Below are 25889 nucleotides of genomic sequence, written 5' to 3' on the forward strand. Positions count from 1 at the left end.
ATTAAAATGAGAAATAGAATTATTTTTTTTAAAAAAATATCACTTTTGCTTTTTATAGGTATGGTGATTTCCTGTAAAACAGAGCAAAAAAAAGAGAAAAAAACGTTACCACAAAAAAGACCAAATATTATTTTTATGATGTCTGATGATCATGCATATCAGGCAATAAGTGCATATAGTAATCATTTAATTGAAACTCCAAATATAGATCGTATTGCAAATGAAGGTGTAAAGTTTACCAATGCTTGTGTGTCTAATTCTATTTGTGCGCCATCAAGAGCAACTATTTTAACAGGAAAACATACACATATTCATGGTAAGGTAGATAATGTTTTTCCGTTTGATGAATCTCAAATGACGTTTCCACAATTGATGCAAAAGGCAGGCTATCAAACAGCAATGTTTGGTAAGTTACACTTCGGAAATAATCCAAAGGGAATAGACGAATTTAAAATCCTTCCGGGTCAAGGTCAATATTACAATCCAGATTTTAACACCAACGATGGTAGAATTACAGTTGAAGGTTATGTAACCGATATCATTATGGATATGACCCTAAATTGGTTAAAAAATGACAGAAAAGAAGACAAACCTTTTATGTTGTTTTCTATGCAAAAAGCACCACATAGAGAGTGGTTGCCTGCACCTCGTCATTTTAAAGAATACACAAAAAAAACATTTGTAGAACCAGCAACGTTGTTTGATGATTACGAAGGAAGAGGAACTGCTGCTAAAACAGCAGAAATGAATCTTTTAACGCATATGAATTGGGCTGGAGATTCTAAATTGTATCCAGAAATGATGGCAGAATTAGGCATAAAAGATATGTCTGGTTGGGATTTAGAAGCTTTTGAGCGTGAAGTTGGTAGAATGAATAAAGAACAAAGAGCTGTTTGGGATTCGGTTTATAAACCAATGATGGAAGACTTTAAAAAGAAATATCCTTCTATGAATAAAACCGAATTAATGAAATGGCGTTACCAACGTTATATGCAAGATTATTTAGGTTGTATTGCTTCGGTTGATGAAAATGTAGGACGTTTATTAGATTATTTAGAAGAAACCAAGTTAGATGAAAATACCATTATTATATACACATCAGATCAAGGATTTTACTTGGGAGAGCACGGTTGGTTCGATAAACGTTTTGTGTATGATGAATCTTTTAAAACACCCTTATTAATAAAGTGGCCAAACGTAATAAAGCCAGGAACTACAAATACAGAAATGGTGCAGAATTTAGATTTTGCCCAGACTATTTTGGAGGCAGCTCATATTGTGCCACCTTCAGATATGCAAGGGGAAAGTTTAATTCCGTTATTATTGGGTAATAATGAAGAATGGACAAGAGATGCTGTCTATTATCATTATTACGAATATCCTGGGATTCACATGGTAAAAAGGCATTATGCTATTATTACGCAAGAATATAAATTGGCTCATTTTTATTATGATGTAGATGAATGGGAGTTGTATGATCGTAAAAATGATGTAAACGAAATGAATAACGTTATTAATGATCCTGCGTATGCAGACGTTGTGATAAAACTGAAAAAACAATTAGTAGAATTACGTAAAGAATATGGAGATAGTTCAGAATTAGATCAAGAAATATTAAGAAAATATTTAGAAGCAAAGAACAATCCAGATATAGAAACAGTTCCGCTTCATTAAAAAGTAATTAAAAATAATAGTCATAAAATAGTTTTTATCCAGATGAAATTATCAAAATTAGTTCCATTATTAATCATTTTATTTTTAACAAAAAGTTTTATACACGCTCAAAAAATAGGGGATCATCCTCGAGTTTTTGCAGATAAATCTGATAGGCAAGAGATTTTGTCTAAAATAGAAAGTGAAGTTTGGGCAAAAGCATCTTGGAAAAAATTACAAGAAGAAATTACGCCTTATGTAACGCGTCATATTAAAGATCCGGAATGGATTGTATCGCGTTTAGCAATGTATTGGAAAGATGGAGAACATTTTACACAATGTTATATTAAGAAACAAAATTGGGATTATGGAGAAGGAAATGCACCTTTACCAACAGTAAGATTACCTGGTATGCGTACTTGGAATGATTATGTAAACGTACCTCTAGAAGATAGAATTCCGTATAACGAATCTGGAGATTTATTAGGGGTTAGCAGATCTAGCGCAGACAAAACACCTGTTTTAATTCCTTATAAAGAAACAGGACACATGATTCGTGCAAACAACATGGAAATTTTAAAGTTAGCAGAAAAAGCGGCTTTTGCCTATTATATTACGCAAGAAGAAAAATATGCTAAATTTTCTTCGGATATTTTATGGACTTGGTTATTAGGTACCTATTATATGCAGCCACCTTTAGATCCTCAGCAATCTACTAAAGGACCTGGTGGTTATGAAGCTGGTGGTATTATGGGCTTCTATGATTATGAAGTGATTCATGACGATAGACAAATTCCTGCTGCTGCTGCTTACGATTTTCTGTATAATTATTTAAATGCAAATCCACATCCTCATTTAAAAATATTAAACAAAACCACTACAGAAGTTGCTGGTAATGTGTTTAAACGTTTTATAGAAATTGGATTGATTAGAGGAGGGAAACATGGAAACTGGAATGTAAACCGTTATAAAAATATACTGAATAGTATGCTTGTTTTAGAGTCTAATGATTTTTATGAGGATGGAAAAGGGAAAGAATATTACATTCCGTTTTATACAGAAGTAAAAGCGTCAGATCATTTTGCAGGTTTGCCTGTAATCATGGAGTTCTATAATAAAACTACAGGTTTATGGCCAGAATCTCCAGGATATGCTTCTGGTATGATTCCCTTAGTATTAGAAATGGGCGTAAAGTTGTATAAATCTGGTATAAATACTTTGGCCGGTAACCCTATTATAACCAAGGCTGCTTTGGCAAATTTAGGATGGTTAGATGCACGAGGAAATTTAGTGGTTTTTGGAGATATGCGTGGTGGACCCGCTAATATTTCTTCTTTCGAATCTCTTTTAACTTATGCAACTTGGGAAGGTGATACAGAAACTGCTGAAAAAATGGCTACTGTAATCCGTAAAAATATTGCATCAGGTCAGTATGATAGAAATACTTCAGACTGGCAAAGCATTATTTTTAATCAACCTTTGTTGGGTTCTGGTAGTGATTTACCGTTTCATAAAGCCGCTTATTCTCCGTTTCATAAACACATTATTATGAAAAATGGAAACGATGAAAATAATGGATTGATGTTTACTTTATATGGAGGAAAACACAAGTCTCATTTAACTAAAAACGGTTTAGCAGCACAGTTTTACGGAAAAGGTTGGGCAATGTCTCCTGATGCTTCAGCATACGAATCGTATTGGTCTAAAGATGCAGGTTATCATAGAGGAATTACAGGTTCTAACACCATTTTACCAGGTTATAAAAGTGGAGACATTACTATAAATGCTATGAATCCGTTTGTAGATACTGCAACAGGTTTTTACAACACAACAAAAACATCAGACAAAGTGTCTTTTACTGATGTTTCTGCAGATGAAAAACGTCGTTTGGTAGCCATGATTCGTACTTCTAAAATTACAGGTTATTATGTAGACGTTTTTAGGTCAGATCAATTAGATAACGATTATATACATCACAATTTAGGGAATTCTATGGATTTAAAAAATGATGTGAATAAAACATTGAGTTTAAAAAATGTAAGTGATTTAGGAACAAAGTATGATAAAAATTATGCTTTTTTCAAAAATCAGAAAAAGATAAAATACGCAGATGATTTTAATGCAACTTGGACTACAACAGCGGTTTTACCTGCATTAATTACAAACATGTGGATGATGGGACAAAATAATCGTGATTTGTATGTAGTTGATGCACCACCAACCACATTACGAAGCGATATTACACCAGGTCAAGTAAATAAAAGTCCAGAAAGTACGCCTACTTTAATTGTAAGACAAAATGATATCAATGGAAAAAAACATCCGTTTGTAGCTGTTTTTGAAACGTATGAAACTGGTGAGAAATCCATTAAAAATATATCTAAATTAAAAACGTCAGAAAATTTTATAAGTCTTTTAGTTACTTCAAAAAACAGCAAACAATATATATGCAACGCTATTGATGATGTCTTTTATAAAGTTGATAAGAATATAACTTTTAAAGGGATTTTTGGAATTGCTTCAGAGAAAAACGGAGAGTTTGAATACTTGTATTTAGGAAAAGGGAAAAGTTTACAAAAAGATGATTTTAAAATAGCAGCCGTAAAAGAAGCTGTTTCAGCAGAGTTAAAATACAAAAATGGTAAATATTATTATTCATCAGATAAACCTGTTTTAATTCAGCTTAAAAAAGGAAAACTAAATGAATACCCAGCAGGTTATAATGTTGAAATAAAATAATTAATATGAAAAAATATTTTTCAAAATTTTATATTTCGTTTATTTTTTTGATGCTGTCATTTACTGTTTTTGGTCAAGTAGAAAAACATCCTAGAATTTATACCAATAACGAATCTAAAGAAGCATTTATTAAAACGTTAGAAAGTGTTTCTTGGAAGAAAAGTTTAGTAGAAAAGAAAAAGAAAAATCTTGAAAAATATCTTAAATATGTAGAAAAAGATCCAAATTGGTTAGTTTCAAGATTACAAATGAACTGGAACACCAAGCATAAAAAAGTCTTTTTAAAAGGAGGAGATTTTGCGTATTCTAAAGATGCTGCTCCGGTAGCAACTGTTAGATTTGCAGGTTCTAGAGATTGGGCTACAGATTATAAACGACCAAAAATAGAAAATATAGAACCTTATTCTGATGATAAAAGAGGACTTTTTTGGGAACATAAGAAAACAAGTAAAAAAGAATGGATTCATCCTTCTAAAGCAGGTACAGGAATAGAGAAACTGAACGAACAAATAATGTCTTTAGTAGAAGATGCTGCTTTTTTGTATTGGTTAACTGATGATGAAAAATATGCAAAATTTGCAGCACCTGTGTATTCTAAATACATAAACGGAATGTATTATAGAGAAGCTCCGGTTGATTTAGAAAAATCGAATCAACAATATATTTCGGGTTTGGCTACATTTGAAGTTATACATGAAGGCATTGTAGTTTCCTTAGTAACTACTTATGATTTTTTATACGATTATTTTAAAACCAATAAAACTAATTTAGACACAAGTGTTGCGGTGTTTCAGAAATGGGGAGATCAAATTATAAAAAACGGAATTCCGGATAATAATTGGAACTTATTTCAAGCACGTTTTTTAACGTATATAGGTTTGGTTTTAGAAAATAATGCTACCTACAAAAATGGAAAAGGAAGTGAATATTATTTAGAGCATACTTTTGATACCTCAACAGATAGACAATTATCTATAAAAGAATCTTTATTAGTTTACGATCATAAAAATGGTATTTGGCCAGAATCTCCATCATATTCTGTACACGTAATTACCACACTTTTACGCATTTTTACTCTTTTAGATCATGCTACAAATAAAGACGAATTTTTAAATTATCCGATAGTTGAAAAAGCGGCTTTGGCATCATTTCAATACTTATTTCCAAACGGATATACAATAGGTTTTGGAGATGCAAATCATAAAATATTGCCGCCAGAAAATTTTGAACTTCTAATTTCTAATTATCAAAAATATGATAAAACAACAAAAGAAACTTTAATCTCTGACATCCTTTCTAAAATGATTTCTGATGATTTATATACACGAAAAGCAGATGACTTCTTTCAACTTTTCTTTTATGCTGACATATTAAAATCGAATAAAAAACAAAATTTATCAAGTATTAAAAATCTTACATCTCAAACATTTTATGCTTCAAACGTAAGTATGTTTAACCAAAGAATGGGAGATAAAGAAAATGCAGTAATGGTTTCTACGGTTGGTTCTTTTGGTAATCATGCACATGCAAATGGTCTTTCTATAGAGCTTTTTGCAAATAATTATGCACTTGGGCCAGATATGGGAAAAGGATCTAGTTATTGGCATAGTGATTTTAAAGAATTCTATTCTAAGTTTCCGGCACACAATACGGTTGTTGTAGATGGAAAATCAGACTATGGCGCTATGCGTTCTTACAATCCTTTTAGATTAGACAATGCATATCCTAATTCTGGCGAAAAACCAGCTTTTGATAAAGTTACATTTTCTAAAGTATCCTTTTTTGAACCAGCAACAGTTTCCGACCAACAACGTTTTACAGCTATTGTAAAATCGAACTCAGCAAAGAGTTATATTATTGATGTTTTTAGATCTAAAAAGCAGCAAGAAGGAACACAAAAGCATGAGTATATTTATCATAATTTAGGTCAATCTTTAGATATTTATGATGATAAAGAACATCCATTAAAACTATCTGTAACTGATGATTTAAGCGCTGAAAAAGGAGATCTAAAAGGGTATGATTATTTTACAGATAAACTTAAAACACAATCATCAAAAGATATTACGGCATTGTTTACTTTAAAAAGTGAAAATAAGCCAGATAATTTAATGAAATTATGGGTTAAAGGCGCAGAAAACCAAACGATATACAGCGTTAAATCACCAAAATCTAATGCAATTAGTAAAGGAACTGCTCCTAAAGAAGTTTTAAAAAAACAACTTCCAACCTTAATTTTAAAAAGAGAATATGCTTCTTGGAAAAATCCATTTGCGTTGGTCTTTAATCCTTTTATAAAAGGAGAAGAAAACCCTATTAAGAATGTTTCTTATGCTTCCATAGAGAAATATCCAAATTCTCAAATTATAAATGTTTTATTAAATAATAATCTTACCAAGGATAGAATTGTATTAAATGCATCAGAAAATGATGTAACAGTAGAAAAATCATTTTACCAAAAAGGATTGGTTTCTATTACACGTCAATTAGATGAAGAATTAGATTTTCTCTTTCTTTCTGGAATGTATAAATATGAAAATTTTGGATGGAATATCATATCCTCAGGTAATCCTTTTACGTTTTCAATAGAAAAAATAAAAAGAGGTTTTAGGTTTCAAACAGATGAACCAATCACTATAAATATGCCTGTTTTAAAAAGTGAAAAATCGGCAACTTTAAAACTTTATGAAAACGGAAAAATTGTAGCGAGTAGAAAAGGAACAACTAATAGGAATAATGCAAATCAGCTTATATTTAAAATCGCAAAAGGGTATGATAAAGCAGAAATTATATTTGATAAAAAATAAATACACATGTAATATGGAGTTTAGAAAAATTATTCTAACAATATTGGGGTTATTTATTTTTGCTTCTTCTTATAGTCAAGAAAAGCAAGAACGACTAACTAAAGATGTAATTTATAAAGTGGTTAATAAAGACTCTTTAATGCTTCGTCTTTATTTTCCAGATAATTTTAAAAAGCGAAAAAAATATCCAACCATCGTTTTCTTTTTTGGAGGCGGATGGAATGGTGGAAGTATTAGCCAGTTTGAAGATCAATCAAAATATTTTGCATCTAGAGGTATGGTTTCTGTGGTTGTAGATTATCGAGTTAAAAATAGACAAAATACAACACCTTTTGAGTCTGTAAAAGATGCTAAATCTGCAATGCGATATTTAAAAATTCATGCAAAAGAATTTGGAATTAATACTAAAAAAATGGTTGCATCAGGAGGTTCTGCTGGTGGTCATTTAGCTGCGGCAACATCTTTACTTTCTGGTTTAAATGAAATTACAGATGATGTATCGGTAAGTTCTAAAGCAAGTGCGTTGGTTTTGTTTAACCCCGTAATTGATAATAGTAAAGAAGGGTATGGGTACAAGCGTGTTGGAGAACGGTATTTAGAAATTTCGCCAATGCATAATATCACAAAAGGAGCACCACCAACTTTATTTTTATTAGGTAGTAAAGACAAACATATTCCGGTTTCTACAGCCTATTTATATAAAGAAAAAATGGAAAAAGTTAATAGAAGATGTGATGTAAAAATTTATGAAGGACAAGAACATGGTTTTTTTAATCAATGGAAAAAAGAAGGTCCAAAATACTTTAAAATAACATTGCTTGAAACCGATTTGTTTTTACAATCTTTAGGCTATTTAAAAGGGAAAGCAACACTTTAAAAGCATTTAATAAATATGAAAAAAAGTTCTATTTTAATAATTACATTGATAGTTTTATGCTGTTTTTCTTTTACTTCAACAGTTGAGGTTAAAGAAATATATGTTTCTAAAAATGTTGTAGAAAAAGCTGATGGAAGTAAAGAAAATCCATTTTCTAGTCTAGAATATGCAGTAAAAAAGGCATCAGAATTAAAACAAAAAAATAAAAATATTTCTATTGAAATAAAAATAGGTTCTGGAGATTATTACTTAAAAAAAGCGATAGAAATTACTCCGAAATTAAGCGGATTAACGATTACAGGAAATACTTCTGATGTTACTTTAAAAGGATCTGTTCCGTTAAACTTAGATTGGAGTAAATTGAATGATACTATTTTTGTAGCCGATGTTAAAGAAGGATTAGATTTTGATCAATTAGTCATCAATAATAAACCACAAATTTTAGCACGTTACCCTAATTATGATGAAACTGCTCATTATTGGCAAGGTTTTGCAGCAGATGCTATTTCTAAAGAAAGAATTGCCACATGGAAAAATCCTAAAGGAGCTTATTTTAATGCTTTACATGGTGGTAAATGGGGCGGTTTTCATTATGTAATAACAGGTGTTAACGAAGACGGAACTGCAATTTTAAAAGGAGGTCAACAAAATAACAGAGGGTCTAAACCACACGAAGAATACCGAATGGTGGAGAATGTTTTGGAAGAGTTAGATAGTGCTGGAGAATGGTTTTTAGACAAAAAAAAGAACAAATTGTATTATTGGCCTTTAGCAAACACCAATTTAAAAACGGCAAAAGTAGAGGTTTCTGTGCTTAAAGATTTAATTCAGGTTGTGGGTACTTTAGAAAATCCTGTAAAAAATATTACTATTTCTAACATTTCTTTCCAGAATACGCAACGTACTTTTATGGAAGAATTTGAACCTTTATTACGAAGCGATTGGACAATCTATAGAGGAGCTGTTCTGTTTTTTGAAGGAACAGAAAACTGTAAAGTAGAAGATAATGAATTTACCAATCTTGGCGGAAACGTTATTATGGCTAGCAAATACAATAAGGGATTGCAAATTACAGGAAATCACATTCACGATGCTGGCGCAAGTGCTATTTCTTTTATAGGTGATGCTTCTGCAGTGCGTTCTCCATCATTTAATTACGGACAATATATTGATGCAAATAAATTAGATACCGTTGCCGGACCTAAAAATGAATTGTATCCACGAGAATGTTTGGTAGAAAATAATTTAATTCATAGAATTGGTCGTGTAGAAAAACAAACAGCAGGTGTACAGATTTCTATGGCAATGGATATTACCGTACGTCATAACAGTATTTATGATGTGCCAAGAGCAGGGATTAATATTGGAGATGGAACTTGGGGAGGTCATATTTTAGAATTTAACGATGTTTTTAATACAGTTTTAGAAACCAGTGATCATGGTTCTTTTAATTCTTGGGGAAGAGATCGTTTTTGGTTACCAAAACGTAATGTGATGGACAGTTTAACGATGGGAATTCCGGATATGTATACATGGGATGCTGTTAAAACTACCATTATTAGAAACAATCGTTTTCGTTGTGACCATGGTTGGGATATTGATTTAGATGATGGTTCTTCTAACTATCATATTTATAATAATTTACTGCTAAATAGCGGATTGAAACTGCGAGAAGGCTTTAATCGCGTAGCAGAAAACAACATTATGGTTAATAATTCTTTGCATCCGCATGTTTGGTTTGCCAATAGTCAAGATGTTTTTAAACATAATATTGTTGCAGATACGTACCAAGATGTTGGCTTGTTAGGATGGGGAAAAGAATTAGATTATAATTTATTTCCGAATGAAGAATCGATGATGAAATCTCAAATTTATAATAGAGATATGCATAGTACTTATGGAGATCCGATGTTTAAAAACCCGTCTGAATTAGATTTTACGGTTTCAGAAAATTCACCAGCATTAAAAATAGGTTTTAAGAATTTTTCTATGGATGAATTCGGAGTTCAAAAAGAAAGTTTAAAAAAGATTGCTAAAACTCCAGAAGTTCCTATTATTAAAGATTTATCAGAAAACAAAAGTAGTCCAGTTGTAGCTTGGTTACGTAACAATATTAAAAGTGTAGATTCAGAACAAGAACAGTCTGCTTACGGACTAAATTCGGCGGAAGGAGTTATTATTTTAACTATATGGAAACCGAGTCCAGCAGTACAAAATAACGGAATTAAAAAAGGAGATGTAATTTTAAAAGCAGGTGGAAAAAAAGTAAAAAATATTCAGGATTTTTTCAAAATAAATGTAGAAAATAAAACAGATATGTTAGATCTTGTGGTGATGAGAAATCAAGCTGAAAAAGAAATTAGAATTAGGGTAAAATAAGATAGCATTAGAATTTTTTTGATATCATTTTAAAAGGATAGAAGAAACAGTTAAAGTAGTTATAGATTACAGTTTTATTAGCTTAAAAACCATCAATTAATGATTTTTAAGCTAATAAATACAAGTTATAAGCCATAATTTATAGAAGATGAACCATTATTTAAAGAGAATAAAAGTTAAAATGAATAACATTGTAGCATCATGATAAATGAGTTGTAATATTATTTATAATGATGCAAAAATGAAAACCAAATTAAAACTGAATAAGAATGTTTAAAAAATCATTATTAGTACTATTTGTTGCCATTTTCTGTTTAGGAAATGTAAACGCACAAAAAAAATCAAAAGTCAAGAAATTATCTGACGATGAAAGAATGGAATGGTGGAGAGATTCTAAATTCGGAATGTTTATTCACTGGGGAGCATACTCTATAATTGGTGGAGAAAGAGGAACTAAAATTGCTGGTGGTGGTGCAGAATGGGCAATGGATAAATTGGATTATACGATTGAAGATTATGAGAAATTTCCAGAAATGTTTAATCCAACCTTATTTGATGCAGATGCTTGGGTAACAATGGCAAAAGACGCAGGGATGAAATATATTGTACTTACCTCTAAACATCACGAAGGTTTTGGACTATGGGACTCTAAAGTGTCTGATTATGATGTAATGGATACGTCTCCTTTTAAACGTGATATAATAAAAGAATTATCTGAAGCTTGTAAAAAACAAGGCATTGTATTTTGTTTTTACTACTCAATTGTAGATTGGCATCATCCACAAGCACAAGGGAATTTATATCCAAATTATAACATTTCTCAACATGATGATCCATCGGTTGTAAATCCAGAATTCCCAGAATATTACGAGAAATATATGAAGCCTCAAGTTGGTGAATTATTAAAAAATTACGGAGATATTGGTGTTGTTTGGTTTGATGGTGATTGGATTTCTGATTACACAACCGAAATGGGGAAAGATTTGTACAAATACATTCGTGAGATTCAACCGAACACAATAGTCAATAATAGAGTTGATAAAGGAAGAACTGGTATGGACGGAATGAATAATCATCCAGGAGAATTTGCAGGAGATTTTGGTACACCAGAACAAGAAATTCCAGATACAGGAATTGATACTGATTGGGAAGCATGTATGACTATGAATGGAACGTGGGGTTACAAACCATCGGATAACAAATGGAAAAGTAGTGAGGATTTAATTGAAAATTTAGTAGATATTGTATCTAAAGGAGGTAACTTTTTATTAAATATTGGTCCTGATGGTTTTGGACGTTTTCCAGCTGAAAGTATTAGACGTTTAAAAGCGATGGGAGAGTGGACAAAGAAAAATGGTGAAGCTATTTACGGAGCAAAAGCGAGTCCTTATGAAAAACCTAAATGGGGACGTTATACGATTAAAGATAATGTACTTTATGCACATGTTTTTGATTGGCCAAAAGATGGATTATTAAAACTGAACAAAGAAATTAAAGTTAAAAAAGCCACAGTTTTAACAGATCCTAAGACTAAATTAAGTTCAATAGCAACTTCTAGAGAAGTACTAGTAGATGTGCCAATGTTAGCTCCAGATGCTACTGTAACGGTAATAAAAATAGAATTAAAATAAGCAATATAAGTTATAGTTTATATAGATTGAACTATAATTTAAAAGAAAAAATATTTAAAAAGAATAACATTGTAAAGACTTTATAAGTTGACTACAATGTTATTTTTTTGTTTTAAAAATAACCGTTTTAATAAAATAAATTAGAGAACTAAAAATAATAAAATATGGAATTAATTAAAAAATCGATACTACTTATCATACTTGCAATTGTAAGTTTTAGTACTGCTTTTGCTCAGAAAGATATTTCAAATATTGAAAAGCTTAAAGAAACGGTAGCATGGACCAAAGAAAATAAAGAAGCGATTTATAATGTAACTGAAAATCCGTTTAAAAAACCAGATTGGGGATTTTATACAAAAAAAAATGATGTAGTTTATGCACATGTTTATCATTGGCCAGAAGATGGGAAATTAATTATTGATAGAGAAATAAAAGTAAGAACATCTTATTTAAATTATGGTGATAAAAAATTAAAAACCAAATTGGTTGATGGTAACTTAACTGTTTTCTTACCCAAAGAAGCACCAAGCACTATTGCTACAGTTATTAAAATTCAATTAACACCTACAGAAGATTGGGCAAATTTTAAACGTTACAGAAAAGCAAATACTGAGTTAAAAAAGCCTGCTAAAAATGAAAAAAGAGTGGTGTTTATTGGTAATTCTATAACAGATAATTGGACAAGAGATCACGGATCGTTTTTTGAGGCTAATCCATCATATGTAAATAGAGGAATTAGCGGACAAACAAGTGCCCAAATGTTGTTACGATTTAGAACAGATGTAATTAAACTACAACCAAAAGTGGTTGTGATTTCTGCTGGAACAAATGATATTGCAGGTAATAGAGGTGCTATTGGTATTAATGAAATTGCTGGAAATATATTTTCTATGGCAGAGTTAGCTAAAGCAAATAATATTAAGGTTGTTTTAGCCTCAGTACTACCTGCATCTAGTTATTCATGGAGTCCGTCTGTAGAGCCTGCCGATAAAATTATCGAATTGAATAAATTAGTGAAGGCTTATGCAAAGAAAAATAAGGTAGTTTATTTAGATTATTATACACCAATGGTTAATGCAGACAAAGGATTAATAAAAAATCTTGGTAGAGATACCGTGCATCCAAATGCTGCTGGTTATGATATTATGGAACCTTTGGTAAAGAAGGCAATTATGACAGTTTTAAAATAAAAACGTATTTATTTTAATTATAGTTAAGTAGACTTTTGGGAGTAATAAAAGATTGTTTTTTTTGAAATAAATTAAAAGTAAAATATTTGTATTCAACAAAAATATAAAATGTATATTATCAGTGATATAGCGTTTTTTTTTATTTAAAAGTTGTTTTCAAGTGGAGGTTTAGTTTATACTAAGTAAATGGGGAATATTTTAACTAAATAGAATGGTAATTTATAAAATTCGAAAATAATTCGATATAAATTTATTCTTTTAAATATAAAACTAAACCATAAATATGATTAAAAAATTATTTATTGCTTTATTGTTTGTGATTCCTATTATTGTGAATTCTCAAACGCAGGTAACTGTAAACTCCTTATTAGAACTTCGGAACTATTTGGATGTTGATAACTATGAGGTTACACTATCTCCTGGTACTTATACTATTGATGCCAGCATAATTACTAGTGAAAATTATGCTAATTCACGTCTTTATGAACTTACGGGGGGAACTAATGTCCTTTTGGCGTTTGAGGGAAATAATAATATATATAACTTTACAGGTGTTACGATCAATTTTGATACAGATATACATACAAAAGCTTTTTCAGGAGAAGTTTTTCAAATACAGACTTATGGTAATAATAATATATTGAATGACTTAACCATGGTCGATGATGGTTCTAAGTTTGATATGCCTAATCATGGTGGTGTTAATCTTGTACTTGATGGTGAAGATAATACAATAAACAACTTCAATATGTTAGTTAAAGCATCTTATCCTTATGGGTTCGGTGATACTTTTGGAAAAGGGTCTGGTGCACTTATCAAACATAATAAACATTCTGGTGTGTTGATTAGAGGTACTAGAAATACTGTTAAAAATTCAAAAATAGTTTCACGTGCATATGGACATATTATGTTTTTTCAAGGAGCCATTGATGGTCTTATAGAAAACTGTATCATAGAAGGTGAGATGAGATCAACAGATAATATGTTTACAGGTGATGATTTAACTGATGAAGAATTTAACTCTGTTGGATATAAACGAGCTCATAAAGTTGCAACTGAACTTGATTTTTTATCAGTATGGGGGTATCAACTACCTAAAGGATATTATAAAAGTTTAAATGAAGCAGGTATACGTGCATATGGATCTGGTGTAACTATAATTAATGGAGAAGTAATTGATAGAAATACTGTTACACCTGTCGTTAAAGGTTGTACAATTTCTGGGTCTAGGGCTGCAGTAACCCTTTCTCAGGCATCAGGTAAGGAATCGATTATAGATTGTATTGCATTAAGTAATGAAAGAGGCTTTGCTTTAGCAGATGGTGAATTAACTAATTGTAGTGCAGACGCTAAATACGGAGCCGCACTTAGTTGTGATTCAAATAATGGTATTACTGGTGATCTTACAATTCTACCTTATGAAGGAGAGGAAATGAACGGAAGCAAAACATTGGTATTCTTATCAGGAAAAGATCATAATCTAACAATAAGGAATGCAGCATCAAATACAAATCCAGATCAGGATTTAAAAATAAAACTATCTGGAGATTTTACCGACATAGGAAACTTGGATGTAGTTGATGTATTTGAAGCAAGTGATATTACATTGAATAATTACACAAATTATCCTTTAATTTTAAGTTCTAAAGCAGCCAACAATAATGGTGTTTCGGGAGGTGTGGTTACCGATTATGGAACGAATAATATTTTTAATCATTCTGCTGTTTCGATTTTAAGAATAGAAGCAGAAGAGTTTATAACTCCAAATACAACTATTACTACCGAAAAAACAAGTGATATGGAGGGAGGTAATAATGTAACGGATATAGATACTGGAGATGTATTAGAATATGAAATTGATGTTCCTCTTGCAGGAACGTATACTATGGGGTATCGTGTAGCAAGTGCATCAACTAATGGCGATTTTACAGTTAGTCTTAATGGAAGTAGTCAATTAGAGCAAGTAAGTTTTAATACTGGTGGTACTCAAACTTGGACAACTGTAGTTTCTACTACTCCATTTACCTTAGAAAAAGGAGTACAGACAATTACGTTAATCTCAAATGCTTCAGATTGGAATATTAATTATATGGATCTATTGTTAGAATGTGCAGTGGTACCTATTATACCTTATATTGAAGAGTTTAATAATTTAAGTGAGTCCTTAGGGAAAAAAGAAACGACTGATTTAACTTTGTTTCTAGGTAATACGGTAGTTCTAGATCCAGAACCTTCTATTGGTGGAACTTGGAGTTGGATAGGACCAAATGGCTATATATCAGGTACAAGAAAGGTTACCTTATCAGATTTTAAAGAGCATCAAGCAGGGATTTATCAAGTAACACATACGAATGATTGTGGTCAATTAAGTACAGAAGACTTTAATATTTCTGTTCAAACAGAATTATTAATAGAAGCAGAAGATTATACTGCTATGACTGGTGTAACTGTAGAAACAACAAGCGATACAATAGGGAGGAATAATATTACCTCAATTGATCGTGGAGACATATTAGAGTATGAAATTGATGTTCCTTTTACAGGTAATTACACTATAGATTATCGTGTAGCAAGTACAACTGCAGGGAGCTTTACTATAAATATTAATTCTAAAGAATTAGAACAAATTTCTTTTGACGCAACAGGAGGAAGTCAAACATGGACAACAACAAGTTCTTCATCTCAAGTTTATTTAAAAGAAGGGGCACAAACACTTCAAATTGTTGCTAATTCTGCAGGCTGGAATATAAATTGGTTAAAATTAAATGTAAATGAATTAGTAAGACCCTGTGATTTACCATTAAATAGCGCTGGGTTTAATATTCAAAACACTACAGTCAATTGGTCTAGTATTGTAGATATTTCTTGTGAGTCTGATTTAAGTATTTTCTTTACTGTAGAAGGTATGGGAGATTTAAAAGCAACAGATTATCTTAATATTTACTATAAATTAGATGGTGGTGAAAAGGTTTATATATTAGAACAAACGGGTGCATTAGATGCCGTGGTAGCAAAAGTAGAAGGGGGTATAACGGGTGATTTTTTAGAATTAATTATTGAATCTAACTCAGAAAATGAGCAAAATTATTACAAGATATCTAATATTAGTATTTTAAATATAATAGATCCTTTTGCTAGATTGGAGATAGAAGATGCTGATGACGCTGGTTTTTTAAGAACAGAAGAAACATCAGATGTAGGTGGAGGCCTTAACGCAGGTTGGACTAGCTCTGGTGATTGGTATAAATTTAGTAATTTAGATTTAACAGAAGTAAAAAGTGTTAATGCAAGAATAGCTTCAGTAGAATCATATAGTTTACAGGTTAGAATAGATGCTGTGGACGGTCCTTTAATAGCAGAATTAAATGTACCTGTTACTGGAGGTTATCAAGTTTGGGAAACAATAAATGCTAATATAGATGCTCAGGTTGGTATTCATGACGTATATTTTGTTATAACGGGGTCATACAATCTTAATTGGTTTGAACTTTCTAAAGATGTTTTAGAATCCCCATTTGAAGATGGTAGACTTGAGGTTGAAGACTATGATGCAGCATATGCAAAAAATGATAGTGGTGATGATAAGCCAAGAACTGAATCTACAAGTGATGAAAACGGAGGATTAAATGTAGGATGGATTACTAGTGGAGATTGGTATATGTTCAAAAATCAAGATCTTACTGGTATAAAATCTATTGATGCAAGGTTATCCGGGAATAATAATGATGCTAGTATAGAGATTAGGTTGGATGCTGTAGATGGTACTTTAATTGGTACTATAAATGTTCCTAATACTAATGGGGATCAAAATTGGGAAACTGTGACTACAGGTATTGATGAAGTTATAGGAGAATATGATCTTTATTTTGTTGTTGTTGGAAATGGGTTTAATACTAATTGGTTTAGAAAAAATACATCACTACTTAGTACTGAATCTAATTTAATTAGAGGTCTTAATATTTTTCCAAATCCCGTAAGTAATTACCTGGTAATTAGTGGGGAAAGTTGTTTTTCTGCTAACACTACTTTGGAAATCTATGACGTTAACGGTCGTCAGATACTGAAAAAGACAAGTATTGAAAATTATAATGAACAAAAAATTGATGTAAGCGCTTTAAACAAAGGTATATATATATTAGTAATTAAAGATTCTAAAAATTCTAAGGTTGTTAAGTTTATAAAAAAATAATATTTTAAAAAAATATAAAAGTATTAAATAGGAAGATAGAGTACTTAATATGTTCTTATATATTAGAATTTTAAAGAGATTAAGATAGCATGGGTATGCTATCTTAATCTTTTTCTCTTTTTTACAATAAAAAGGAATAGTTTACATGTTATGAGTATAGGTTTTCTTTTAGATTAAAAATCATTTGTATATCTTATTAAATTTTAACAATTTAATAAGATATATTTAAATAGAAAGTTACCTAGTAAAATCAAATTATAGTTAGGTATATACTATAATTAAACAGGTTATGATATTATGTATACTTTGTAAAACAAGCTATAAAGAAAGTATTGTCGTTTTAAAAGGTCATGTTTTATAGTATTTGAATCATAGTTTAAAAAGGTTTTAAGTAAAAATAAATAACATTGTTATAGTCTTAGATGTTTTGTTTTATTCTTTTTTTTGGAAGAATTAAAATTAATTAAAATTAAAAAGTATATGAAAAAAAAAATTTTATCTATTGCTTGTTTTCTTTTTGCTTTCGGATTAGTGGCTCAAGAAAGAAATTATTTATTATACACAGATGCTAATATTTCAAAATTAAAAAATCAAATTTCTAATGATAGGTCTGTTAATGATAATTGGAATGCGCAATATAAAAAGGCGAAAGGTTTACTTAAAAAAGATAAGTTAAAAGCGAAGGATGGTCTCCTTTTAGGATTAGTTTATAGAATGACTGGTGAAGAAAAGTTTGCTAAAAAAATAAAAGAAATACTTTTTAATTATGCAGCAAAGAAAACTTGGGAAGGAGCAACTTTATTAAAAAGAACACCTGCATGGAAAGCGGGTTTAGGGACATCGCATACCAGTTATGATATTGCAATGAGCTATGATAGTGTTTATGAGTATTTATCCGAAAAAGAACGTCAAGATTTAGCTAAAGCTATTGTACGCTTAGGGATTACTCCAGCACAAGACGATTGGTTCAATCCTGCAAAAAACATGCATACTTATGATACCATGGGACACAATTGGTGGAGTGCTTGCGTATATATGGCCGGATTAACATCGTTGTCTGTTAGAAATGAAATCCCAGAAGCGATACAATGGGCAAAAGATATTCAGGAATCTGCCATAGAATGGATTAATTATACAGGGAGTGTATTGCAAAATAAACCAGCTACATTCGATCAAGATGGTGGATTTTATGAAAGTATCAATTATGCATCATATGCTTCATCTCAATATTTATTGTTTTTAAATGCTTACAAAAATGTTTTACCAAATGAGTCTATATACAAATCTCCTATACTTGATGAAATTGGCGATTTTTTTATTAACACAACGTATTATGTTGAAGACGGTAAAGATTTAGCGGTTAATTTTGGAGATTCGGGACTTATTGCTACTGGAGATAGAATTGTTAGGTTGTTGTGGACTTTAGGTTATCAAAATGAAGACTATCAGTATTATATGAATCATGTGTCTAATGGAGAAAATAAAGATTCGAGTTCAGCTGAAGCTTTAATTTTAAATCCAGATTTTAATTCTGAGACTTTAAGTTTTCAAATAGATAGACCAAAATCTCATTTATATAAAGATATGGGATGGGCTACTATGCGAAATTCTTGGGATGACAACGCGACCATGTTGGCTGTGAAATCTGGCTTTACTTGGAATCATGCACATGCAGATGCGGGGTCGTATATTTTATTTCATAATGGAAAAAACTTAATTATAGATTCTGGAACGGGAAGTTATTTGAATCCATTGTTTTCTGCATATTACTGCCAAAGTGAAGCCCATAATGTGGTCATGTTTGATGGACAAGGACAAAATAGAAACGATCCCTATTTTGGAAATGTGAACCCAGGATCTTTGCATAACCTTATTGAAGGGGATAATTTTAAATATTTATTAGCGAATGCTACGGGGCCTTATTCTCATATTTTGGCTCGTAACTATCGTAACTTTATTTGGGTAGACGATGTCATATTAGTGATAGATGATTTATTGGCTTTTGAACCTGGTAAGTTTGAATGGTATTTGCATTATAATGGCAAATCTGAATTAAAAGGCGGTATCGATTTAACAATTCAAGATGAAGATGCTAAAGTTCGCGTACGTCCATTGTTTCCAAAAACCTTTCCTCCGGGAGGCGAGCGTCCTCACGATTTTCCTGAGCACATGACCTTAACGGAAAAAATAGGGCATGAAGATCATCATCCGGAAGGAGAAAAATCATTTTGGTCAATCAGTCATTTTGAAGAAAAGACACGAACTAAATTTATTTCAGCCATTATTTTAGAAAATGATGAAAATGAAAATAATTTGCCAGTTATCACAAGAGATGAAACTAAAGATTATTTAAAAGTTTCTATTACTCAAAAAGGAGAAACTACGGAAGTTTATTTTAATTTATTAGCAGACGGTCGTTTAAAACATCGTAATAGTTTAATAAATATTAATGGCTGGGAAACCGATGCGTATATCACCGTTTTAAAATTTGATGAAGGTGTTGATAAAACAGATATTAATGCTGTTAGAGAATTGTTTATTGGGCATGGTAGTTATTTGCGTCGCGATGGGCAGGTTTTAATACATGCATTATCTAAATACACTGCGTTGGTAGAAGATTTTGGAGATAATCCAAAGGTGAAATTTCAAGGACAACCCAACGCCACTTTAAATATTTATAGTCCTAAAAATATCAGGAGTTTAAAACTAAATACTATTGATAAAAATGGAGATTATAATGTTTCAGAAAAATTAATTCGATTATTAATTAGAGATAATAAATAAATAAATATTTAAAATTAGCAATAAAATAAGTATGAAAAAAATAATTTTAATAGCGGTCTATTGTGTTGCTATGCTTGTTGTAAAAACGGCTGTAGGGCAAGATAGAGCAGCGCTACATAAAAGTGCAACTAAGCAAGCAAAGAAGTTAGTAAAACAGATGACTTTAGAAGAAAAAGTCAGGTTAATTGAAATGACCAGTTTGCCTATTGAGCGTTTAGGTATTCCCGGGCATCATTGGTGGAATGAAGCATTACATGGTGTTGCACGTCGTGGTGAGGCTACACAATTTCCTGTGCCACTTTCTATGGCTTCTGGTTGGAATCCTACTTTAATTAAACAGATGACCACGGCAATTAGTGATGAAGCTCGTGCTTTAAATAATGCAGATTCTGCAGAAGATAAAGCAAAACGTTATCATGGTTTAACATTATGGAGTCCTGTTATTAATATGGCACGTGATGCTCGTTGGGGACGTACGGAGGAAACCTATGGAGAAGATCCGTTTTTAACAAGTGAGTTAGCGAGTTCATTTGTAGATGGTTTGCAAGGCGATGATCCTAATTATTTAAAAGCAGTGGCTACTATTAAACATTTTGTGGTAAACAATACAGAGCATAATCGTTTGTATGTGCGTCCGGATGTATCAGAACGTGCCTTACGAGAATACTATTTTCCTGCGTATCGAGATGTAATTGCAAGACATGATGTAGAATCAATTATGACCTCTTATAACGGTTTAAATGGAGTGCCTGCTTCTGCCAATAAATGGCTGTTAACAGATGTATTACGTAAAGAATGGGGCTTTAATGGAACTGTAGTAACGGATGTTGGAGTACCAGGGCATTTGGTTGAAAAACATAAATATGCTAAAAATGGACCAGAAGCAGCTAAAATGATGATAGAAGCTGGTGTAGATATGTATTCAGGATCGGATAGAAAAGGTGAGGTGAACGAGAGAGAGTGGGCAAAACAAGCTGTAGAACAAGGTTTATTGAAAGAATCAGATTTAGATAAAGCGATTATTCGTAATCTAGCAACGCGTATTAAATTGGGACTTTTACGTTCGGATGAAGAGAATCCGTATACCAAAATATCAACAGATGTTGTTGGTGCAGAAAGTCATTTAGAAATAGCCAGACAAATAGCTCGTGAAGGTGCCGTTTTATTACAAAATAAAAACAATGTACTTCCTGCCACACCAAAGAAATATAAATCGATTCTTTTTGCTGGACCTTATGTAAATGATGCTCCTTTTGGTGCTTATAGTGGTAATGCTGCAGGTATTGCTGCAACACCTATGTTCGGAATGAAAGAATTGGCTGGAGAAAAATTTGATATTAAGAGTCAGTTAGGTGGTAAGTGGTTGTTTATTCCTGAAGGAAATCTGAATGTGCCAGGGAAACCAAATACAAAAGGTGTAAAAGGAGAGTATTTTGCAGGAACCAAACTTGCAGGTGAACCTGTTTCCGTAAGAACAGATCGTTCTATAGATTTAGATTTACCAAAACCATTGGAACATATAGACCCAGAGATTCCTCAACCTACTTTTTCGGTACGTTGGTCGGCTCAATTAACTCCAAATCGTACAGGAATTCATTATTTTTCAATTACGGCTTTAAGTGGAGCACGTGTTTGGGTAAATGACGAAAAAATACTTGATAATTGGCATAGTAAAGCACCTAATAACAAAGAATCTAAAGGAGTGTATTTAGAAGCTGGAAAATTAGTGGATTTAAAAATGGAGTATTACAATGATGAAAAGGAGCCTGCTCGTGCTTTATTAAAGTGGATTGAACCACAAGAAAAAGTTATTGTAGAAAATCCAGAAGATAAATTATTGATTTATGTTGGTGGTCTTACCTGGAGAATGTCTAAAGAGTCTCATGACAGAATGAATTCTATTGTGCCAGAAGATCAAATGAAAGAAATTAAAACGTTGGCAGCAATATATCCTAACATGTTAGTAGTCCTTAATGGCGGAACGGTAATGCAATTATCCAAGTTAAATGAGGTAGTTCCTTCAATTTTGTTGCAATGGTTTCCTGGGCAAGAAGGAGGTTATGCCTTGGCTGAATTAATTACGGGGAAAGTAAGTCCTTCAGGGCACCTTCCAATTACATTTTATACAGATCCAGATAAATTACCAGATTTTGAAGATTACGAAATTAGTAAAGGGAGAACCTATATGTATATGAAAGACAATATTACGTATCCATTTGGATTTGGATTGAGTTACACTTCGTTTGATTATTCAGGATTAAAGGTTACGAAGCATAAAAAACAAGTAACGGCTGTATTGGATGTTAAAAATACAGGAGTTATGGATGGAGATGATGTGGTTCAGTTATATGTTACCAATTTAGATTCTGATGTTTATCAACCTATAAGACAACTAAAAGCATTTAAAAGAATTGCTATCGCCAAGGGTGAAACAAAGAAAGTTACATTGAGTTTTTCTATGGATGATATGAAATGGTGGAATGTTAAAAAACAAAAATATGTTTTAAACTCTGGACGATATGAAATTCAAATAGGAAAATCTTCTGACGAAATTGTAGCAAAACAAATAATAACTGTAAAATAATTGCATCAAAATTTAAACTAAATGCAGGTACAAAGAAGATTAAAATCAATATTCTTCGTTGCAATAGTAACTTTAATTACTGGAGTTATAAATGCGCAATCAAATCCTTTATCAAACAAAGGTTTTAAGAAGATTTTTAATGAAGAAAATTGGGATGGTTGGCATCTTAAATTAAGAAATGGAGACGAAGAAATGGCAAAAGAAGTATTTGCTATTGAAAATGGTAAAGTTCATGTTTTTAAAAATATGCCAGATAGTTTAAATCTTGGAACTGGAAAAAATACCACACACGGACTTTTTTACACGAATAAAAAATATAGTAAATATATTTTAAGGTTTGAGTATAAATGGGGATCAAAAATTACTAATAATTTTGATAAATGGCAATATGATGCAGGGGTTTACTATCATGTTTCAGATGATAAAGTTTGGCCAATTGGTATTGAATATCAAATTAGATATAATCAAACTACAAATAAAAATCATACGGGAGATTTAATTAGACCTAGTGGAGCCGATTATGATTGGTTTTCGACAAAAGAGGGTAAAACTTTTTTAGCACCTAAAGATGGAGGTGTGCCTGAAGATAAAAAAGATTGGATGCATTTGGCGAAACCAACTCAAAATTATAATGCCTTAAATGATCAATGGAATAAGTGCGAAATAATTGTTATGGGAGATGCTTATGCTATTCATAAATTAAATGGAGAAATTGTAAACATGGCATTTAACTTGACTCCAGGAGAAGGAATCATAGGTTTTCAATCAGAAACTGCAGAAGTATATTATAAGAATATAGAAATTAAAGAATTTGATAAAGTTATTCCGTTAGAAAAATTCATTGAAAAATAGTTTAAATAGAAAAATATAAGAATTATTTTATAATACAAAGTACATTTATTTATAAACGTAAAAAGCTCAGAATTATTTCTGGGCTTTTTTTATATAGTTGTTGCTAAAATTAATATCTGTAGGGTTTACAGTTGTTTTAACTTCTAAAAGGGTAATATGTACAATCAAACGAATCATATTTCATATAAAAATCAGAAAGTTTTCTTTAAAATTGATGTTATATATAAAGTCCAATAAAAAATGAGATTTGAAAAAAAAATAACTTGGCTGTTAATTTTAGTACTTGTATTTGCTGCTTGTGATAGTGATAAAAAAACAACGAACCCAGAAGTCTCTTTAGACATAGCATCGTTTTTAAAATATGCTGATGGAAATAAAATTTATCCATCAGAAAAACAAATAGAAATATTGAAAGCTGTAATGCCAAAAGAAGCTTTTCAACCAGCTCCATCTATAAAAGACAGAAAATATTGGGGTAAAATAGCAAAAACACCATCTGGAAAATCTTATTTAGAAAAGGCAATTTCTTTATTACCAAAAGCACCAGAAGTGCCTATTACAGACGAAATTTACAGAAGAGCAAATAAAGAAGGAAATAGACAAATTTATAAACCGAGGTATTACAGAACGATGGATCGTTTAGAGCATTTTATTTTGGCTGAATGTATCGAAAACAAAGGGCAATTTATTCCTCAAATAAATACCTATGTACAAGCTATTATGGATATGAAATCGTGGTTACACCCTAATCATGACGATAGAAATAACACTGTTTTAGAAGGAAAAAGAATGACGATAGATTTAGGAGCAAGAAAATTTGGTTCTGTGCTGGTTTTAGCAAAATCGTTATTAGGAGACGTTTTTTCTAGAGAAATGCAAACTCAAATAACAACAGAATTACAAAGAAGAATTACCGATTCTTATTTAAAAAGTACCAAAAGATTAGACAAAAATAATACTTGGATTGACGGAACAAGCAACTGGAATTCTGTATGTACAAGTGGATCTGTATTTGTAAGTATTACCAATGCTAAAAGCTATGATGAACGTTTGGGAGCAGTTGGTGCTGCAATAAACGGAATGAAATATTATTTAAGTGGTTTTGGTGCTGATGGATATTGTTCTGAAGGTTTAGGATATTGGGGGTATGGTTTTAGTCATTATTTATATTTAGCACAAATTATACATGAATATACCGATGGAAAAGTCAATATGTTTGAAGGAGAAGATTTCGAAAAATTAAAAAGAGTTGGTAATTTTCCTGAGCATTTTGAAATTCAAAACGGAACTTGCGCACCTTTTGCAGATGGCGTTTCGCACACATCTAGTAAAGGAAGTAATTTTGCAAATGTATTGTCTTCAAAATATTATGGAGCAATAAAACCAACTGAAATTAGATTTGAAGAAGCGGTAGAACAAATTATTGCGTGGAATAATCCAGAATTATTCAGTCCAAATACAGAAGTTTATCAAACTAAAACCTTAGAAAATCATACTTATTTTGAAGATTTTGGAATGATCATCTCTAGAGGTAAACAAAAAACACCTTTTTCAATAGCCGTAAAAGCAGGTCATAATGCAGAGAATCATAATCATAGTGATGTTGGTACGTATATTTTGGTGTTAGATGAAGATTTAATCTCAGGAGATATTGGAGCTCCTTCATACAGAGCAGGTTCTTTTTCTCCGCATAACAAAGCAAGAAGTTCTTGGGGACATCCAGTACCTAGAATTAACGGAAAGTTACAATCTAACGGGCTTCAATTTAAGGGAGAAATTATAGAAACTGTCTTTAGCGAAACTTCGGATAAAGTTGTAATGGATTTAAAACCTGCTTATGAATTATCGATGTTAAACTCTTTAAAAAGAACGATGATTAACGATAAAACTGAAAACGGAATTATAAGCATAAAAGATGATTTTGTAGCTTCTAAAAATGTTGATTTCGGAACCGCAATTATGACATATTCGAATTACGAAATTCTAAACGCAACGACATTAATTTTATCAGGAAAAAGTCAAAAAGTAAAAGTAGAAATAAAAAGTACTGGTGGTAAAGTTACTTTTAATCCAGAACCTGTTCCTGTCAAACATTTAAGAGAAGGAAAGGATGCTAAGAGAATTGGTATCGATTTTGAAAAAAAACTTAAAAAAGGAACCATAACAATCATTTATACGCCAATATTGTCATCAAAATAAAAGAA

Annotated in this window: 12 protein-coding genes; all 12 read left to right on the plus strand. The window is 31.3% G+C overall.

Features of this window, described 5'->3' with window-relative positions; all coding sequences use genetic code 11:
• The first annotated feature begins 6 nt into the window (after window positions 1-6).
• The 12 genes from GQS57_RS02140 to GQS57_RS02195 all read left to right on the plus strand — a co-directional run bounded on the left by GQS57_RS02140 (window position 7) and on the right by GQS57_RS02195 (window position 25884).
• Window positions 7-1674, plus strand: coding sequence for a sulfatase (locus tag GQS57_RS02140; protein ID WP_165730753.1), 1668 nt, complete (start codon window positions 7-9; stop codon window positions 1672-1674).
• A 42-nt stretch (window positions 1675-1716) separates the two neighbouring features.
• A complete protein-coding gene (locus GQS57_RS02145) occupies window positions 1717-4392 on the plus strand; it encodes a hypothetical protein (protein WP_165730754.1) in 2676 nt (891 codons plus the stop codon).
• A gap of 5 nt (window positions 4393-4397) precedes the next feature.
• The gene (locus GQS57_RS02150) at window positions 4398-7199 is read left to right on the plus strand and encodes a heparinase II/III family protein (protein ID WP_205860174.1); all 2802 of its coding nucleotides are present in this window, start codon (window positions 4398-4400) and stop codon (window positions 7197-7199) included.
• A 13-nt stretch (window positions 7200-7212) separates the two neighbouring features.
• The gene (locus GQS57_RS02155) at window positions 7213-8076 is read left to right on the plus strand and encodes an alpha/beta hydrolase (RefSeq protein ID WP_165730756.1); all 864 of its coding nucleotides are present in this window, start codon (window positions 7213-7215) and stop codon (window positions 8074-8076) included.
• 15 nt (window positions 8077-8091) lie between these two features.
• Window positions 8092-10455 carry a PDZ domain-containing protein gene (locus GQS57_RS02160; RefSeq protein WP_165730758.1) on the plus strand — a complete coding sequence of 788 codons (2364 nt, stop codon included), beginning with the start codon at window positions 8092-8094 and terminating at the stop codon, window positions 10453-10455.
• 269 nt (window positions 10456-10724) lie between these two features.
• Entirely contained in the window at window positions 10725-12086 is a 1362-nt protein-coding gene (locus GQS57_RS02165; RefSeq protein ID WP_165730760.1) for an alpha-L-fucosidase, read from the plus strand.
• 164 nt (window positions 12087-12250) lie between these two features.
• Window positions 12251-13276 carry a GDSL-type esterase/lipase family protein gene (locus GQS57_RS02170; RefSeq protein ID WP_165730762.1) on the plus strand — a complete coding sequence of 342 codons (1026 nt, stop codon included), beginning with the start codon at window positions 12251-12253 and terminating at the stop codon, window positions 13274-13276.
• Window positions 13277-13559: 283 nt separating this feature from the next.
• Window positions 13560-17465 (plus strand): carbohydrate-binding protein, encoded by a 3906-nt coding sequence (locus GQS57_RS02175; protein WP_165730764.1) that lies wholly within the window; start codon window positions 13560-13562, stop codon window positions 17463-17465.
• A gap of 480 nt (window positions 17466-17945) precedes the next feature.
• Window positions 17946-20249, plus strand: coding sequence for a heparinase II/III family protein (locus tag GQS57_RS02180; protein WP_165730765.1), 2304 nt, complete (start codon window positions 17946-17948; stop codon window positions 20247-20249).
• Between the two features lie 31 nt (window positions 20250-20280).
• The gene (locus GQS57_RS02185; RefSeq protein WP_165730767.1) at window positions 20281-22833 is read left to right on the plus strand and encodes a glycoside hydrolase family 3 protein; all 2553 of its coding nucleotides are present in this window, start codon (window positions 20281-20283) and stop codon (window positions 22831-22833) included.
• A 21-nt stretch (window positions 22834-22854) separates the two neighbouring features.
• Window positions 22855-23685 carry a DUF1080 domain-containing protein gene (locus GQS57_RS02190; RefSeq protein ID WP_165730769.1) on the plus strand — a complete coding sequence of 277 codons (831 nt, stop codon included), beginning with the start codon at window positions 22855-22857 and terminating at the stop codon, window positions 23683-23685.
• Window positions 23686-23925: 240 nt separating this feature from the next.
• Window positions 23926-25884 carry a hypothetical protein gene (locus tag GQS57_RS02195; protein WP_165730771.1) on the plus strand — a complete coding sequence of 653 codons (1959 nt, stop codon included), beginning with the start codon at window positions 23926-23928 and terminating at the stop codon, window positions 25882-25884.
• Window positions 25885-25889 lie beyond the last annotated feature (5 nt).

The organism is Polaribacter sp. 20A6, from assembly GCF_011378915.1.
In the GTDB taxonomy this organism is placed as follows: domain Bacteria; phylum Bacteroidota; class Bacteroidia; order Flavobacteriales; family Flavobacteriaceae; genus Polaribacter; species Polaribacter sejongensis.

Coding starts and splice junctions, on each gene's coding strand:
- GQS57_RS02175 (WP_165730764.1), top strand. CDS start 13,560: ATGATTAAAAAATTATTTATTGCTTTATTGTTTGTGATTCCTATTATT.
- GQS57_RS02160 (WP_165730758.1), top strand. CDS start 8,092: ATGAAAAAAAGTTCTATTTTAATAATTACATTGATAGTTTTATGCTGT.
- GQS57_RS02150 (WP_205860174.1), top strand. CDS start 4,398: ATGAAAAAATATTTTTCAAAATTTTATATTTCGTTTATTTTTTTGATG.
- GQS57_RS02155 (WP_165730756.1), top strand. CDS start 7,213: ATGGAGTTTAGAAAAATTATTCTAACAATATTGGGGTTATTTATTTTT.
- GQS57_RS02165 (WP_165730760.1), top strand. CDS start 10,725: ATGTTTAAAAAATCATTATTAGTACTATTTGTTGCCATTTTCTGTTTA.
- GQS57_RS02195 (WP_165730771.1), top strand. CDS start 23,926: ATGAGATTTGAAAAAAAAATAACTTGGCTGTTAATTTTAGTACTTGTA.
- GQS57_RS02190 (WP_165730769.1), top strand. CDS start 22,855: ATGCAGGTACAAAGAAGATTAAAATCAATATTCTTCGTTGCAATAGTA.
- GQS57_RS02180 (WP_165730765.1), top strand. CDS start 17,946: ATGAAAAAAAAAATTTTATCTATTGCTTGTTTTCTTTTTGCTTTCGGA.
- GQS57_RS02170 (WP_165730762.1), top strand. CDS start 12,251: ATGGAATTAATTAAAAAATCGATACTACTTATCATACTTGCAATTGTA.
- GQS57_RS02140 (WP_165730753.1), top strand. CDS start 7: ATGAGAAATAGAATTATTTTTTTTAAAAAAATATCACTTTTGCTTTTT.
- GQS57_RS02145 (WP_165730754.1), top strand. CDS start 1,717: ATGAAATTATCAAAATTAGTTCCATTATTAATCATTTTATTTTTAACA.
- GQS57_RS02185 (WP_165730767.1), top strand. CDS start 20,281: ATGAAAAAAATAATTTTAATAGCGGTCTATTGTGTTGCTATGCTTGTT.